This window comes from Rhizobium sp. LjRoot30, assembly GCF_964253915.1.
GTDB lineage: Bacteria > Pseudomonadota > Alphaproteobacteria > Rhizobiales > Rhizobiaceae > Metarhizobium.
This window is the reverse complement of sequence record NZ_CAXUSG020000005.1, coordinates 185,213-201,233: the sequence shown is the minus strand read 5'-3', so window position 1 is coordinate 201,233 and position 16,021 is coordinate 185,213. Positions and strand designations below refer to the sequence as shown.

14 protein-coding genes and 2 tRNA genes are annotated in these 16,021 nt (G+C 60.0%); 5 read left to right on the top strand and 11 right to left on the bottom strand.

What is annotated here, in order from left to right; genetic code table 11:
- Nucleotides 1-12: 12 nt before the first annotated feature.
- On the bottom strand, nucleotides 13-1,773 hold the full coding sequence (argS, locus tag ACSQ3I_RS12790; protein WP_435999388.1) for an arginine--tRNA ligase: 1,761 nt from the start codon (nucleotides 1,771-1,773) through the stop codon (nucleotides 13-15).
- Nucleotides 1,774-1,838: 65 nt separating this feature from the next.
- Nucleotides 1,839-3,056, bottom strand: coding sequence for a deoxyguanosinetriphosphate triphosphohydrolase (locus ACSQ3I_RS12785; protein ID WP_435999386.1), 1,218 nt, complete (start codon nucleotides 3,054-3,056; stop codon nucleotides 1,839-1,841).
- A gap of 221 nt (nucleotides 3,057-3,277) precedes the next feature.
- Between ACSQ3I_RS12785 and erpA the strand changes: the two genes are divergently transcribed.
- On the top strand, nucleotides 3,278-3,610 hold the full coding sequence (erpA, locus tag ACSQ3I_RS12780; protein ID WP_435999384.1) for an iron-sulfur cluster insertion protein ErpA: 333 nt from the start codon (nucleotides 3,278-3,280) through the stop codon (nucleotides 3,608-3,610).
- Nucleotides 3,611-3,731: 121 nt separating this feature from the next.
- Nucleotides 3,732-4,517 carry an exodeoxyribonuclease III gene (gene xth / locus ACSQ3I_RS12775; RefSeq protein WP_435999382.1) on the top strand — a complete coding sequence of 262 codons (786 nt, stop codon included), beginning with the start codon at nucleotides 3,732-3,734 and terminating at the stop codon, nucleotides 4,515-4,517.
- 15 nt (nucleotides 4,518-4,532) lie between these two features.
- Here xth and exoR read toward each other — a convergent pair whose 3' ends face one another.
- The 8 genes from exoR to ACSQ3I_RS12735 form a co-directional block, all read right to left on the bottom strand.
- Nucleotides 4,533-5,330 carry an exopolysaccharide production regulator ExoR gene (gene exoR, locus ACSQ3I_RS12770; RefSeq protein ID WP_435999380.1) on the bottom strand — a complete coding sequence of 266 codons (798 nt, stop codon included), beginning with the start codon at nucleotides 5,328-5,330 and terminating at the stop codon, nucleotides 4,533-4,535.
- The gene (locus ACSQ3I_RS12765) at nucleotides 5,324-5,755 is read right to left on the bottom strand and encodes a hypothetical protein (RefSeq protein ID WP_435999378.1); all 432 of its coding nucleotides are present in this window, start codon (nucleotides 5,753-5,755) and stop codon (nucleotides 5,324-5,326) included. The genes exoR and ACSQ3I_RS12765 overlap by 7 nt, the downstream gene beginning before the upstream one ends.
- A 229-nt stretch (nucleotides 5,756-5,984) precedes the next feature.
- The gene (locus ACSQ3I_RS12760) at nucleotides 5,985-7,136 is read right to left on the bottom strand and encodes an OmpP1/FadL family transporter (RefSeq protein ID WP_435999376.1); all 1,152 of its coding nucleotides are present in this window, start codon (nucleotides 7,134-7,136) and stop codon (nucleotides 5,985-5,987) included.
- A 525-nt stretch (nucleotides 7,137-7,661) separates the two neighbouring features.
- On the bottom strand, nucleotides 7,662-10,589 hold the full coding sequence (locus ACSQ3I_RS12755; protein WP_435999374.1) for a valine--tRNA ligase: 2,928 nt from the start codon (nucleotides 10,587-10,589) through the stop codon (nucleotides 7,662-7,664).
- A 124-nt stretch (nucleotides 10,590-10,713) separates the two neighbouring features.
- Nucleotides 10,714-11,646 carry a PopZ family protein gene (locus ACSQ3I_RS12750; protein ID WP_435999372.1) on the bottom strand — a complete coding sequence of 311 codons (933 nt, stop codon included), beginning with the start codon at nucleotides 11,644-11,646 and terminating at the stop codon, nucleotides 10,714-10,716.
- Nucleotides 11,647-11,839: 193 nt separating this feature from the next.
- Nucleotides 11,840-13,219 carry a TolC family outer membrane protein gene (locus tag ACSQ3I_RS12745; protein ID WP_435999371.1) on the bottom strand — a complete coding sequence of 460 codons (1,380 nt, stop codon included), beginning with the start codon at nucleotides 13,217-13,219 and terminating at the stop codon, nucleotides 11,840-11,842.
- A gap of 310 nt (nucleotides 13,220-13,529) precedes the next feature.
- Complete coding sequence (locus ACSQ3I_RS12740) at nucleotides 13,530-14,180, bottom strand: protein-L-isoaspartate O-methyltransferase family protein (protein ID WP_435999665.1); 651 nt, start codon at nucleotides 14,178-14,180, stop codon at nucleotides 13,530-13,532.
- 217 nt (nucleotides 14,181-14,397) lie between these two features.
- Nucleotides 14,398-14,472 (bottom strand) — tRNA-Asn (locus ACSQ3I_RS12735).
- Between the two features lie 150 nt (nucleotides 14,473-14,622).
- Between ACSQ3I_RS12735 and ACSQ3I_RS12730 the strand changes: the two genes are divergently transcribed.
- Both ACSQ3I_RS12730 and ACSQ3I_RS12725 read left to right on the top strand, forming a co-directional pair.
- Nucleotides 14,623-14,976, top strand: a complete 354-nt coding sequence (locus ACSQ3I_RS12730; RefSeq protein ID WP_435999369.1) for a hypothetical protein — start codon at nucleotides 14,623-14,625, stop codon at nucleotides 14,974-14,976.
- A 51-nt stretch (nucleotides 14,977-15,027) separates the two neighbouring features.
- Nucleotides 15,028-15,101 (top strand) — tRNA-Cys (locus ACSQ3I_RS12725).
- Between the two features lie 150 nt (nucleotides 15,102-15,251).
- On the opposite strand, the gene ACSQ3I_RS12720 is transcribed toward ACSQ3I_RS12725, so the two are convergent.
- Nucleotides 15,252-15,512, bottom strand: a complete 261-nt coding sequence (locus tag ACSQ3I_RS12720) for a hypothetical protein (protein ID WP_435999368.1) — start codon at nucleotides 15,510-15,512, stop codon at nucleotides 15,252-15,254.
- 162 nt (nucleotides 15,513-15,674) lie between these two features.
- On the opposite strand from ACSQ3I_RS12720, the gene ACSQ3I_RS12715 reads away from it, so the two are divergent.
- On the top strand, nucleotides 15,675-15,854 hold the full coding sequence (locus ACSQ3I_RS12715) for a hypothetical protein (RefSeq protein WP_435999366.1): 180 nt from the start codon (nucleotides 15,675-15,677) through the stop codon (nucleotides 15,852-15,854).
- Nucleotides 15,855-16,021: the final 167 nt, after the last annotated feature.

Below are 16,021 nucleotides of genomic sequence, written 5' to 3'. Positions count from 1 at the left end.
AAATGGTGACGTCTATCGCATTTCTTCCGGAGCAGCAGTCCCGGTTATACCAAGACCGGACTTCAAAACCGAAGCGACGGCACTCACCAACCCAAGTCTGGCAATGCTTAATTCTCTGTTCTTATCGTTAACAAATCGTAATTCCGGAGAATCCTTACCTTTATTCCAGTGCGCATGGAAGGAGCTTGCCAGATCGTAGAGGTAAAATGCGATCCGATGCGGCTCCTGGGCGTTGGCCGCCGCCTCGACGACACGCGGATATTCGGCCAGCTTGGCGACCAGCTGCAGCTCGTTGGCATCGGTGATGTGGCCTGAGACAGCCGCGGCAAAATCGATCGCACCCAGGTCGAGGCCGGGGAAAGCTTCCTTCGCCTGGCGGAAGATCGACGAGCAGCGCGCATGCGCATACTGCACGTAGAACACCGGGTTGTCCTTCGACTGCTCCGTCACCTTGGCGAAATCGAAATCGAGCGGCTCCGAGCTCTTGCGATAGAGCATCATGAACCGCACGGCGTCACGGCCGACCTCGTCGACCACCTCACGCAGCGTGACGAAGTCACCCGAACGTTTGGACATCTTCACCGGCTCGCCGTTGCGGTAGAGCTTGACGAGCTGGCACAGCAGGACGGTGAGCTTCGACTTGCCTTCGGAAATCGCCCGGGCGACGGCTTCCAGCCGCTTGACGTAACCGCCGTGGTCGGCGCCGAGCACATAGATCATCTCGCTGAAGCCGCGGTCGTACTTGTCCTTGAAGTAGGCAACATCGGCGGCGAAATAGGTGTAGCTGCCGTCCGACTTGATCAGCGGCCGATCGATGTCGTCACCGACCTCGGTGGAGCGGAACAGCGTCTGCTCACGGTCTTCCCAATCCTCCGGCAACTGACCCTTCGGCGGCGGCAGCGCGCCCTTGTAGACGTAACCCTTGTAGGTCAGGTCATTGATCGCGGTGCGGATCGGCGTCGCGCCGTTGGCGTGCAGCGTGCGTTCGGAAAAGAAGACGTCGTGCTCGACGTTCAGAGCCTTCAGGTCCTCGCGGATCATCACCATCATCGCGGCGATGGTCCGCTCCTTGACGAGCGGCATCCAGTCGTCCTCGGCCATGCCGCGCAGCTTCGTACCGAACTCTTCGGCCAGCGCCTTGCCGACCGGCACCAGATAGTCGCCGGGATAAAGACCGGACGGGATCTCGCCGATATCCTCGCCGAGCGCCTCGCGATACCGCAGAAACACCGAACGTGCGAGCACATCGACCTGCGAGCCCGCATCGTTGATGTAGTATTCCTTAATGACGCCGTAGCCGGCGAAGGCGAGCAGGTTCGCCAGCGCATCGCCGACGACAGCGCCGCGGCAATGGCCGACATGCATCGGCCCGGTCGGGTTGGCAGAGACGTATTCGACGTTGACCTTATGGCCGTTGCCGACCGTCGAGCGGCCGTAGTCGAGGCCGCTGGCGATCATCGCCGACAACACACGCTGCCAGTAACCGACGCCAAGCCGGATGTTGATGAAACCAGGGCCAGCCACCGAAACCTCGGAGACATCGCTGTCTTCCCTCAACTTTTCGGCGATGATTTCGGCAAGCGCCCGCGGGTTGGTGCCAAGCGGCTTGGCCAAGACCATCGCCGCATTGGTGGCGACATCGCCGTGGCTTGCATCGCGCGGCGCTTCGACCGTGATGCGTCCAAAATCGAGATCCGATCGCTTTTCCTTGACGATATCAATCGCTTCAAGGGCGTTTTTAATTCTGTTCTCGAAATCGGTGAAAAGGTTCATAGCGTCATCCACGGGAAAAAAGAACGCAGGCCGCCGAAAACCGGCGCGCCTGTCGCGCCCGCTGACTAGCGCAAATCGGGTGTATGGTCAAACAACCGGCCATGGGTCTTCAGCGCATAGGTGTCGGTCATGCCGGCCAGGTAATCGCCGACATGGCGCGCACGCGCCGCTTCGCCGAGCTGCGGGATGCAGTCGACCCAATAGTGCCCCTGCATCAAGCCGGGGTCGGCCATGTAGGCATGGAACAGGTCCGTGACGATGGCGGCGGCGCTGGCGCGGATGCGCATGATCTCCGGATGACGGTAGATGCGCTTGAACAGCATCGCCTTTATCAGCTTATCGGTTTCGGCCATGCTTTCGGAAAAAGTCGCGACGACACGGTCGGCCTGGCGGATGTCGGTGGCGCTCTGCGGCCGTATCTCGCGCAGCCGCTCCTGCGAGACGCTGATGACGTCCTCAACCATGCGGGTGATCTGGCGACGCATGATTTCGTGGGTAAAGCGGCTTGCCTCCAGATGTGGGTAGCGGTCACGCACCTCGCGCATCAGACCGGCCAGGAAAGGGATATCCTCCAGCATGTCGAAGGTGAGGTAGCCGGAGCGCAAGCCGTCGTCGATATCGTGGGTGTTGTAGGCGATATCGTCGGCAATTGCCGCGACCTGCGCCTCCAGGCTGGCGAAGCTGCGCAGTTCCAGGTCGTGGATTTCGCAATAGTCGAGGATCGGCTGCGGCACTGGGCCGCGAGTGCCCTCGCCGTCCGGGGTCAACAACGGGCCGTTGTGCTTGACCAGGCCCTCCAGCGTCTCCCAGGTCAGGTTCAGGCCGTCGAATTCGGCGTAGCGACGCTCGAGCTTTGTGACGATGCGCAGCGACTGGGCATTGTGGTCGAAGCCGCCGAACGGCTCGAGAACCTCGTGCAGCGCGTCTTCGCCGGTATGGCCGAAGGGCGTGTGGCCGAAATCATGGACGAGCGCCACGCCTTCTGCCAGATCCTCGTCCAGCTTCAGGGCACGCGCCAGGGCGCGGGCGATCTGCGCCACCTCGATCGTATGCGTCAACCGCGTACGATAGTGATCGCCATCCGGGCCGATGAAAACTTGCGTCTTATGTTTCAGTCGCCGGAACGCCGTGGTGTGGACGATACGGTCGCGGTCGCGCTGGAATTCCGACCGTGTCGGGCTGGACGATTCGGGATAAAGCCGTCCTCGCGTCGTCCAGGGATCGGCGGCATAGATCGCCCTTTCGCCACTTCCGAAGCCCAGTGCATGCCTGTCGATCGTCATCGTTTATCCTGTCCCCGGCGCCAAGCCATTGACGTCCGCATTGCGCATTCATACCTATAGCTGGCTATGCCAGCAAACCACGGCATCCGCACGACAGGGCACAAACGGGCCGATACCGGTGTCTTTCGACGCGGAATCATTATAGTTCAGTGGTTTAAGCATACCATAGTGAAGTTGGATCTATTATCTCTCCGGATCTTGACCCCGGCAGGAGGCAGAAAATGAACCCAGACACCGTCACGCTTTCCGATTCCGCGGCAAAACGAATCGCCAAGATCCTCAGCTCCGAAGCCGGCAAGACCGCCATGCGCGTCTCCGTCGAAGGCGGCGGCTGTTCCGGATTTTCCTACAAGTTCGATCTGGTCGACGCCCAGGAGGACGACGACGTCGTCGTGGAAAAAGGGGAAGCGACCGTTCTGATCGACAAGCTGTCGCTGATCTATATGCTCGGCTCGGAAATCGACTTCGTCGACAATCTTCTCGGCCAGTCGTTCCAGATCAACAATCCGAACGCCGTCGCCAGTTGCGGATGCGGCACGAGCTTCTCCATCTGACGCAGATCACCGATCGATTTCATGAGGCCGGGCCGTTTGTCCCGGCCCTTTTGTTTTGTGCATGCTGGCAAATGCCGCGTCATCGGCTAAAAGGATCTTCACCCTAAGTGAAGAGGCCCGCATGAAAATCGCCACCTGGAACATCAACGGCGTCAAAGCCCGTATCGACAATCTCCGGGACTGGTTGAAAGCCTCCAATCCCGACATCGCCTGCCTGCAGGAAATCAAATCCGTGGACGAATCCTTTCCACGCCTGGAGATCGAGGAGCTTGGCTATCATGTCGAGACCCACGGCCAGAAGGGTTTCAACGGCGTCGCGCTGCTCTCGAAGATCCGCCCCGACGAGGTCAACCGCGGCCTGCCGGGCGATGACCTCGACGAACAGTCGCGTTTCATCGAAGGCGTCTTTTCCGTCAACGGCGGCGTCATCCGCGTCGTCTCGCTCTACCTGCCGAACGGCAATCCGCCGGACGATCCGGTGAAATACCCCTACAAGCTCGCCTGGATGGAGCGGCTGCAGCGGTTTGCCGAGCAGCGCCTAACGCTGGAAGAGCCGCTGATTCTCGCCGGCGACTACAATGTCATTCCCGAGCCGCATGATTGCCACGACCCGCGTGTCTGGGCCGGCGATGCGCTTTTTCTGCCGCAGACCCGGCAGGCGTTCCGGCGCTTCGAAAACCTGGGACTGACCGACGCCGTCAGGGCAACGACGGATGCGACCAAGCTTTATACGTTCTGGGATTATCAGGCCGGCGCCTGGCAGAAGAACAACGGCATCCGCATCGACCACCTGATGCTGTCGCCGGAAGCCGCCATCAAGCTGCGCTCGACGGCGATCGAAAAACATGTTCGGGCCTGGGAAAAGCCGTCCGACCACGTGCCGGTGATCGGTATCTTCGATTTCTGAGGCTGAAGACCAGCCTCAGTCGCCCATCTCGACGCTCTGGGCGCGGGCAATCGCGACGCGCCGGTCTTCTTCGTTGGCGATGGAGAAGGCTTCTTCCTGCAGGGATTGCATCCAGGCGCAATCCTGCGGATGACACTTGTCGAGCGCCGCCGTCATGAAGGCGAGGCCACGGGCCGACTGGCCTTCCTGGAAGAGAATGTTGCCGAAGACGGCCATGGCACCGGCATGGCCGTTCTTGCGCGCCGCATTCAGCCATTTCTTCGCCTGCTGGACGTTGGCCTTGCCGCCCTCGCCGTTCAGGATCATTTTCGCAAGCTGGAACTGCGCCTCGGCAACGCCGAACGCGGATGCAGCCTGGAAATAGAGTTGTCGCGCCTGCGACAGGTCGACCTTCACCGGGCTGCCCGGAATGCCGTTCTGATAATAACCTGCCAGCGACAGCAGCGCATTGACGAAGAAACCGGTATCCTCGGAGCCCGGCTCGACGCCCTGGCTGGCGATCTCGCTGTAGATCTTGAAGGCTTCGAAATCGTTCTGGGTAACCCCGTCGCCATCGGCATACATGTTGGCGAGCGCCCAGCGCGATCCGGTGTGCCCCTTTTCGGCGGCGTAGCGGTAAGCCTCGACAGCTTCTTCCTTCTGGCCGTTCTTGTAGGCCTTGAAGCCGAACTTGAACAGGTCGAAAGGACCCGAGTCCTTGGTGACGCCCGCCTTGATGTCAAAGGCGAAGGCCTGTCCGCCAACGCCGCTGGCGAGCGTCAGCGAAAGACCAAGAAGAAATGCTTTTACGGATCGATACTCAGAAGTCAGCATAGCGGTGCAGTTTCTTTCGCTTCCCGCAACGAGCCGATGATGCCGATACACGCATCATTTGACCGTCGGGTGTATATCCGCAAGGCCGAAAGCGAAAAGCCCACGCCACGGCGCGCCAAAGGACGGCCGGCGGCGACGAGATTTCCTCCCACCTTGGTTGTCGTTCTTTCGCCAGCCGCAGCAGGGCTGCGCGCTGTCGTTTCGTTGTTTTGATGACGATAACGCGCATTTCCGGCGAGACTGGGGCCGGCAAACCGGCCTTTCGTGCCGGCGGCGAACAAACCGCGCCGCTGCTGCGTCATGTCTGCATCCGAAAGGGCGGCACTACGCGCGAAAAGGCTCGAAGAAACTGCAACAAATGCCGGAACGGCGAAGAATTCGCCTCCGTCATTTCCCCAGCGCTGGTCGAAACCATATTCGTTCATCTGTTCTGATATGCGCCCATTCCGGTTGATCTGCCGTTTACCGCTGCGCCCAGTTTGTGGCGGGAAATGGACAGATTTGGCCTGCAACCACCATAGCGAAACTCTTCAAAAAAAGTGTTGCTGAATCATCACAATTGAAAAAAGGGCCACGCCGTTCAACTCCGGCCTCTTGAAGATCCAAGCCGGGAAACCATTGAGGCGCCAAACGGCGCCTCTTTCAGGAATATCATCAGAACTTGATCAGATAGGACGTTGAAAGCCCGACCGCCCAATCGCCATTCGACGTCGCGTCGAACGAGCCGCCCTTGGCGAGACTCTGGGTGCCGGCAGTCATATAGGAAAGGCCGGCGCCGACACGGAAGGCGCCAGGACCTGCCTTGATCTGCGTGCCTGTGCTGATCGTCCAGGTGTCGTTTATCAGGTCGGCGCCGGTGCCGACGCCACGATCCCAGGTCAGGCCGATGGTGCCGGCGACCTTGTCGGTGAAGGCGTGGGCGACGCCGCCCTCGATGGTCCAGCCGTCGCGGAAGTTGAAGTTCTTCTGCTGCGGACCGATGCCGGCAATGTTGTAGTTCAGCTGCGGCAGCACGCTCCAGTCCGTCCACTTGACGGAGCCATAAGCGAGCCAGCCCTCGGCAATGCCGGTTTCGAGGCTGACTTCCAGAGATTTCGGCAAGCGGCCGCCGCCGGTGACCGGCGCCGAGAAGCCGGCAGGCAGGCGGAAAAAGGCAGCGCCGACATTCGAAAGCGCAAAATACCCATCGCCCTTGTGCTCCACCTCGGACCGATAGAGCACCTGCGCCCGCAATGCATATTCGGGAATTTCGTAGGCTGCACCCAAACGGTAGCCGAAAGCGCTGTCGTCTTCGAGATGCAGCTTGCCGAGCGTGGTCGGCTCGTCATAATCGAAGGTCTGCAGGAACACGCCGCCGATGAGATAGGCATTGCCCATGCCGGCCGCGAATTTACCGGCACAGGTCGCGCCATATTCATGCGTCAGGAATTTCGAGTTGATCGTCGCATTGCGCGTTGCGGCGAAATCTGCCGCCTGCGCCTGGTCGCCAAAGGTCGCGGAAGCGCCGAAGGGCTGCGCATAGGTCGCGGCGCAGGAGAAGGAATCGTGCAGCCGGATCTTCGCGGCAAAGCTCGGCACGAAATAATTGTTGGAGAATGCGTCGTCGTGGGCCCGAGCACCGGCAATGGTGCTGTAGGTGCTCGAGGGAACGACATACGTCACACCAGTGCGCACAGCCGCCGCCGCGTCCTCATACAAAATATCCGTGTCTGCGGTGCCACGTGAAAAACCACCGGCGAAAGCCGGCGCGGAGGCTCCAGCCACCAGCACCACGAGAGCGCCTCTCAGAAAAGCGATCGATGCCATATTTAACCCCCAATTCATGCAGATGCGTATTGACCGCGACCCTAAAGAGATCGTTGGTCCGTGCAACCGGCCGCCGGTCGCGCCGTCCCCACGGCACACCGAACCCTCCGGCATGTCTCAGAGTTTCCTCCCAAAAAACCTGCCGGCCGTGGATTTCTATTCGCGGATTTCAAGAAGTGTGCCGCAGAATCGGTAAAAAATTCCCTACCGATGTTTGCATGTCACTTTCCGGGCACAGTTGGCTTTTCTCTCCGCCGTCCCCGTCATCAACAGGGCGAAACGGGATTTGGGAGCAAATTTCCCGTCATCCGGCCGCCCTTTGCCCAAGCCCCTGTTTATATTTGCGAATCACGGCAAAGAAAAACCGCGGGGCGTGACGACCCGCGGTCTTGTGTATTCCATTACTTACCATTGGCCGGGAAAGGCCAGCAGAATTTCCAGGTCGCTTCGAACTGCGGAAACTCTCCGCTATTTTGCCTTTCCGCAATTCCGGCAAAACCGCAGCGCAGTTTTGCCGAAGTCGATTCAGCTCGCTTCCGCCACACGCTGGGCGGCAATGACCAGGCTTGCCTTCTGGGCCTCCAGTTCCACCAGCCGTTCGCGTTCAGCCTCGACAACGGCCGGATCCGCATTGGCGACGAATTTTTCGTTCGAAAGCTTGCCCTTGATGCGGCCGATCTCTTGATCCACCTTGGCGGTCGCCTTGTCGAGCCGCGCCTTTTCGGCCGTCAGGTCGATCAGACTGCCGAGCGGCAGGCAGGCGGTCGCTTCGCCGACGACGATCTGCGCAGATCCCTTCGGAGCCGCATCCGCCGTCGAAATGGTTTCGACACGCGAGAGACGCTTGATGGCGGCATCGTGCCGTTCCAGCCGGGCGCGGGTGATTTCGTTGGCGGCGACAACCACCAGCGGAGCGGTTGCCGATGGCGGAACGTTCATTTCCGAACGAACCGAACGGATGCCGGACACCAGATCGATGAGCCAGTTGATCTCGTCGGCCGCCGTGTCGTCGGCATAGGAAGGCGCCGGCCACTCTGCATGGCAGAGCAACGACGGACGTTCCACGCCTTCACCCGCCGTATGCGCCCACAATTCTTCCGTCATGAACGGCATGAACGGGTGCAGGAGTTTGTAGATCTCATCGAGAACATAGGCGACGCAGGACTGCGCCTCTTCCTTGGCGCCAGCATCTTCGCCGCCGAAGACCGGCTTCAGCAGTTCGAGATACCAGTCACAGAACTGGTTCCAGACGAAACGGTACAGGCCGCCGGCTGCTTCGTTGAAACGATAGCTTTCGATCGCCTCGGTGACGTCCCGCTGCGTGCGCGCCAGTTCGGTCAGGATCCAGCGATTGATGGTCAGCGAGGCAGCTTCCGGCACGAAACGCGGGTTGCGCTTGACGCCGTTCATCTCGGCAAACCGCGTCGCGTTCCAAAGCTTGGTGCCGAAATTGCGGTAACCAGCGATGCGGGCCGGATCGAGCTTCACGTCACGTCCCTGCGCCGCCATGACGGCAAGCGTGAAACGCAGCGCGTCGGCACCGTATTCGTCGATCAGTTCCAGCGGGTCGATGACGTTGCCCTTCGACTTCGACATCTTCTGGCCGGCCTTGTCGCGGACCAGCGCATGAACATAGACCGTGTGGAACGGTTCGACCGGATTGCCGTCCTCGTCCTTCATGAAGTGCAGGCCCATCATCATCATCCGGGCGACCCAGAAGAAGATGATGTCGAAGCCGGTAACGAGCACGCTTGTCGGGTAGTAGCGCGCCAGTTCCGGTGTCTGCTCCGGCCAGCCGAGCGTCGAGAACGGCCACAAAGCCGACGAGAACCAGGTGTCGAGAACATCCTCGTCGCGGGTCAGGATGTCGCCCGGCTCGAAATTCTCAAGCTTTTCCTGCACCCAGGCCTTCCACGGGCCTTCGTGGGCAAGATAATGCTGGACAGCGGCGTCGAGCGCCTCTTCCTCGGTCTTCTCCACGAAGCATTGGCCATCCGGACCATACCATGCCGGGATCTGGTGACCCCACCAGAGCTGGCGTGAGATGCACCAAGGCTCGATGTTCTCCATCCATTCGAAGTAGGTCTTGTCCCAATTCTTCGGGACGAAGTTGGTGCGCCCCTCGCGAACGCTTTCGATCGCGGGCTGCGCCAGTGTCTTGGCATCGGCGAACCACTGGTCGGTCAGCATCGGCTCGATGACAACGCCGGAGCGGTCGCCGAACGGCTGCATGATCTTCTTCTTCTCGACGTAAGGCACGACATTGCCTTCGGCATCGACGGTGGTGACGGCGAGTCCCTCGGCGTTGATCGCATCGACGATAAGCTTGCGCGCTTCATACCGGTCGAGACCGCGATATTCGTCGGGAACGAGGTTGATGTCGTCGACTTCCGACTCGCTTGGCAGCGTGCCGGTCTTGGCGATCTCCAGCGCCTGCGCGGCGTAGAAGGCATAAGGCTCGCCGTCGTCACGCATCTGCGCCTTGGTGTCCATCAGGCGATACAGCGGAATGTTGTTGCGCTTGGCGACCTGGTAGTCGTTGAAGTCGTGCGCACCGGTGATCTTCACCGCGCCGGAACCGAAGGTCGGGTCCGGATATTCGTCGGTGACGATCGGGATCAGGCGGCGATGCTCCTTCGGGCCGACCGGGATTTCGCAAAGCTTGCCGACGATTGCAGTATAACGCTCGTCCGAGGGGTGGACGGCGACCGCGCCGTCGCCCAGCATCGTCTCGGGACGGGTCGTGGCGATGGAGATGTAATTGCGCTCCTCCTGGAGAACGACGTTACCGTCCGCATCCTTCTCGACATAGGTATAGGTCTCGCCGCCGGCCAGCGGATACTTGAAGTGCCACATATGGCCGTCGGCTTCCTTGTTCTCCACCTCGAGGTCGGAGATCGCGGTTTCGAACTTCGGGTCCCAGTTGACCAGCCGCTTGCCGCGGTAGATCAGGCCTTCCTTGTAGAGCGTGACAAACACTTCCAGAACAGCCTGCGACAGGCCCTCGTCCATGGTGAAGCGCTCGCGAGACCAATCGCAGGAGGCGCCAAGGCGCTTCAGCTGGTTGAAGATCAAGCCGCCGGATTCGCCTTTCCACTCCCAGATCTTTTCGACGAAGGCCTCACGGCCCATCTCGCGTCGGCCGGGCAATTTTTCTGCGGCGAGCTTGCGCTCGACGACCATCTGCGTGGCAATGCCGGCATGGTCCATGCCCGGCTGCCACAGCACATCCTTGCCGCGCATGCGCTCGAAACGGACCATGACGTCCTGCAGCGTATTGTTGAGCGCATGGCCCATGTGAAGCGAACCCGTCACGTTCGGCGGCGGGATGACGATGGTAAAACTCTCCGCACCCGGCCTGGCATTGGCGCCGGCGCGAAATGCATCAGCTTCATCCCATTTCTGCGCGATCTTGGGTTCGACGGCGGCGGAATCGTAGGTTTTGTCGAGCATTTTCTGGCCAACTTCGATATTTGATGATGTCAGGTTCTAAATAGGATGGCTCTCGCGGAGTCAATGACAAAGCCGCCCCGGATGCCGGAGCGGCTCTTCAAGCAAACGAGCGTCGCGGTTCGGTTCAGCGGCGATGGCCGCGCGCCACGCGCTCGATTTCTTCCCGCACCAGACGCTCGACCAGCGTCGGCAGGTTGTCGTCGAGCCATTCCTGCAGCATCGGCCGCAGCATGTCCTCGGCAATTTCGTCGAAGGAGCGGCGGGAACTGCTGTCGAATGCCGCGGCAAGCTCACCGAACGAGCGAGCGACCATATCGCCGGCAACGCTGGAAAGAAGTGCCTTGCTTTCCGTGTCGGACTGTTCAGGCAGGTCGGCTTCGACCTGTTCCCGAACCGGCCGGGCCTCGGGCACGGACCGGATGGAGGCCGTTTCATTGTCCGCGGCTTCCGCCGACGGCGCGCGCGAAACCGGCTGGATGACGCGGCTCAAAGCTGCAATCGGCTCTTCGTCGGAAAAATTCTGTTCGCTGCTATAGGCGGTGACCGGCTTCGGCATGCTGATCCGCGGTTCGTTTGCCGCCGTCAACTGCGGCGGCTGCCGCAGTTCCACCGGACGGGTCGCGACAACGGCGCGGGGCGCCGGGGCAGCTTCCGGCTGCGGTTCCTGCGCGTCGCTGCGCTGAACACCGCCCCGTTCGGAGGCGGCGCGCACGCGCGCTGCCACGTCGGCCAGCGACATCGCCTTCCGTTCCTCGATGACCCGCAGATTGTCCCTTTCGACAGGGCGCACCTGCGGCACATCTTCGCGCGCGAATGCGGGTTGGGAAACCACATCCTCGTCAGCACGAATATCGTTCTCGAAGGCGGAAATCATGCCGTTGTCATTGTCGATGGTCAGCTGGATCTCTTCTTCCGTTTCATCTTCCTCGGCATAGACGGGAGGAAGGGAACTCGAGATCGTCTTGCCGGCACCCGGCTCGTTGCTTTCGATGATCCGGCGAATGGACGCCAGAATTTCTTCCATGGACGGTTCACGCGCTACATTTGGCTGAGCCATTTTCATCCCCGTATAAGGTAAGACAGCAACGGAACCGATGACATCGCTTCCGAATCATCGCCAGTCTAGGATACTCGAAAGGGGAAAAAAATCACCGCGAATCAACATTCGCGGATGATACACAGTTTTGTTAAGGCTTTCGAAACGATAGATCCGCCGGCCGTCCGGCAAAAAGACCTCCGGCCTGAAAACCTCAGCGGCCATCCACCGTGCGCAATCCGAACCACTTGTCCTTGACTGCCTCGTAATGCTCTTCCGAGCGATATTCGGCAACCTGCAGACCCTGGTCGCGAATTGTCAGGCGGCCCGTTGCGGCGATGACCGAGTAGCTGGCAACCACACTGTTATACTGCGAAGCCACCAGGCTTTCGCGGGCATTGAGCACGTTCTGCTGCGAGGTCAGCACATCGAGGGTCGTCGAGGTTCCGACATTGCGTTCCTCGATCACACCGTTCAAGGCGAGCTGTGCCGCGGCAAGCTGCTTCTTGTTGGCCGCAATCGCCGCCTTGGCGGCCTCCATCTGCGCGTAGGCGGCTACCACCGACTGCCGGACGTCGGCGCGGGCAGAATCGACGAGGATGCGACGTTGGCCGAGCTGTTCCTTGGCCTGGCGGATCTGGCCGTATTCGGCGCCGCCCTGATAGATCGGCACGGTGATCTGTGCCGTCACGGAACCGGTATTGTAATCGGGATTGAGCGCCGAAGGCGCTTCGCTGGTGGTCAGGCGCTGCACAGATCCGCGGATGACGACGCCGGGCAACAAAGCGCCTTCGGCGGTCTTGACCTGATAACCCGCAGCATCCACGGCATGCAGCGCCGCCAGGACCGTCGGGTTTTCCCGGATTGCGATGGCAACAGCGTTGTCCAGACCACCCGGCATCGCCTTAGACGCAGGCGACGGCTGCTTGATCCCTTCCGGCATGTCGCCGACGATCTGCACATAGGTCGCTTCGGCGATCTTCAATTGCGAAATTGCCTGCGCCAGAATGGCTTCCGAAGCCGCAAGCTGGGCTTCCGCCTGCGCCACATCCGTGGTTGTGCCCTCACCTACTTCAAGGCGTGCATTGGCTGCCTTCACTTGCTCGCGCAGAAACGACAGGTTCTGCTGTCGGATCACCACGATCTGCTGGTCGCGCGCGACGTTCGAATAGGCCTGGGCGGCAGCCAGCAAGGTCTGGATCTCGTTGGCCTTCACCGTTTCTCGTGAGGACAGGACCGAGGATTCGGCCTGACGAACGCGGTTCAGCGTCTGGAACCCGTCGAAGATTCGCTGCGTGATGGAGATGCCGACCGAGGCCGTATTATATTGATAGCCGTCGTCGCCATTGCTGATGTCTCGGACACCGATGGCGGTAAGGCTGGAAGTTGCCTCGATCTGCGGCCGAAACCCGGCCTTGGCGATCGTGACATTTTCGTCGGTCGCCCGCAGCGCGGCGCGTGCAGCATTGAGATCGGGATTGTTGGCATAGGCCTTGGCCATGGCACCAAAAATCGTTTCGGCCAACGTAACTTGCGGCGCCAGCAACACGGCGGCGACAGCAGAAGCGAGAATGGCTTTGCGAATAATGGGCACGAACTTACTCCGATTACATATAGATTCCGCGCTTGCAACCAGCGCTCAGCTTCCAGCCCGATCAATTGCGCAAACCGATATGCGCAATATTCCAGGCTTTAGTACAGCCAATTCCTTAAAGGTGTCCCCTTGACCGTCCCGAACCGAGCCATGTTGGCACGTAGATCCGCTGACGCAATCGCGTTCGCGACAGTTCTCCCCGACTTACCGCCAGAAACACCCCGGTCGTTGCGCAGGGGCAACAAACAATCGACATTGTGGCTAAATCGTGATCGAAGAAGGATCAAAAATGGGTGCTATGACCACGTCTTTAGAAAACGAATTCAGCGGCCTTGCGGAAACCCGGCAGCGGCTTGACTGAAAGATTGAAGAAAACGGACTCGGCGTAGGCGCCTCTTTCGCGGGCGATGACCTTGGCATGCGACGCATTGCCATACCCCTCGACCAATACAAGACGGCCGCCATCGCGAACCTGCGACAGCAATGCTTCCGGAACGCGCTCCACAGCGCCGTTGATGAAGATCAGGTCGTAAGGCGCTTCATTGATATAGCCAGCCTCGAGATCGCCGGTCACCACAGCGACATTGTCGCAGCCGAGCGTCGAAAGCCGCGTCGCTGCTTCGGCCGCAAGCGCTGCATCGCTTTCCAGCGAAACCACCGAACCAGCAACCTGCGACAGGATCGCCGAAGCATAGCCGGTGCCACAGCCGACTTCGAGCACGAGATCGTTCTTGGTGATCGCCGCAAGCTGCAGCAACTTCGCCATTGGCGACGCTTCCATCAGATAACGGCCGGGGGCGATTTCGATGTCCGTGTCAATATAAGCGAGCGGCTTGAGCTTTTCCGGAACGAAGGCTTCCCGCGGGACGGTGAGGAAGGCCGACAGAATCGAGTGCGAGGTGACATCCGTGGTTCGGATCTGGTTGTCGACCATTTTTGTGCGTGCTGCTTCGAAGTCCATCATTGTCCTGTCACCCCTCGGAAAGCCGGGTTGCCTCGTCATATCCGTCTCTTACTTCCCGGCGGAGAAGCTTTCAAGACGCAGGCGCAAACCGACGGCTTTATTCTCCCATCGGCAATTTGGCGGTGGTCGTGTCGAAAACAGATGAGGCGGGGGTTAAAAAAGAAAACGCCCGTTATTGGAATTATCAACAATAACAGGCGTTTATCTTTTGAATTGGCTCCCCGGGCCGGATTCGAACCGGCGACCTGTCGATTAACAGTCGAATGCTCTACCGCTGAGCTACCAGGGAATGTACCGCTTGCCGCGGTGTGAGTGGGCTTCTACAAATGCTTTTCCGATTTGCCAAGCGGTTTTTTCAAAAAAATGACGGATGGCTTGTTTATTTTTGCTTCGGCCCCCATGTCCCTGTGGAGAACTCAGGCCGGCAGAAGGGTAGACAATGGGTCGATCGACCGAGGAAACAAGCCATTTCGGCATTGATCACAAGACGGGCAAGCTGGCCATCGGGCGCTGGCGCATTGCCATGCCGCAATCACGGGCCGCACGTATCGGCATCGGCGCAGGATTGATTTTGGGCGGCTGTCTCGGTTTTCTGCCGATTCTCGGTTTCTGGATGATCCCGCTCGGCGGCCTCGTGCTGTCGCACGACCTTCCTTTCGCGCGCCGGCTGCGTCGTCGGTGGTCCGTCAAATGGGCGAAGCGCAGACAGAAGCGGGATGCGCCGGCAAAACGGGGCACCGAAGCGGAAGCCGGAAATTCCGACGTACATTTGCAAAATCGCCTCTTGCGCTAAACCTCGATTCGTTCTAAACGCCCGTCACCACACGCTTTTAATACTTCGGATGGCCTCGTGGCGGAGTGGTGACGCAGAGGACTGCAAATCCTTGCACCCGAGTTCGATTCTCGGCGAGGCCTCCACCGACCTTCCAGACATTTCAAATACATACAGGAATCAGCGCCGAAAACGCTGAGCGCTGTGTTGTTGCGTGCCAATCGCCCTTTATGTCAGGCACCTCCAAGCTGCCGCAGCAAATCCTGACAACACCCCGCATCGGTCCGGAGCAGCAATCAACTGCCGGCAACACGCCGTGAGGCAATAGCGACAATCGCAGCGTCAGCCTCCTTCATCGACCAACCCTCGTCGCTTGCGCGATTGCTCAATGCAATCATCACATCGGACAATTCGCCAGCAGAGAGCTTGCGCTCATCTTCGGTGCCAGCATCGATGTGGTCCATATAAGATGGCTCGATCGCGTTTCGGCAATCCATGCCACGCTCCGGATAAGCGCCATGGTGGCGAGGCCCGGGAATTTTTCTCAACTCGGTCATCGTCACCTCCTCTTACAGGAGATAGCGCAGCCTGGCGGACGGGCTAGACCCGCGCCGGGCTTCGAACACAGCGAACTGTTTCTCAAGGAACACGATCCGACGATCGAGGCTGCTACGACATCTTCATGAACGGCTTGTCGCCGCATCACTATGGAGAGCGCAATGTACACGAAGCCGATACTCGTCGAAGTTACCGTCAACGATCACCGTGGCCGCCGGCCGCTGGGGATCATGAGCGCAAAGCAGGCGCTCGAATTGCCGGACCTGCCAACATTTGCATTCTCGCTTCCCCTGGATGGCGACCGAGTGGTGACCAGAGGCTATATCCGCGCATTTGCCTGATATGGCCGGCAGCCAAAACGATCGCTGGTGGACGCGCCGCAGGGCTGGCGTGCCCATCATCCGTCATGACGCTTCTAGGTGTGCTTGCTGGCCTGAGCCTCGGCGGAAGGCCGTGGCCGGCCCTCCGAATCGTTCAAATTGATCACATCACGCGCATAGACCGCTAA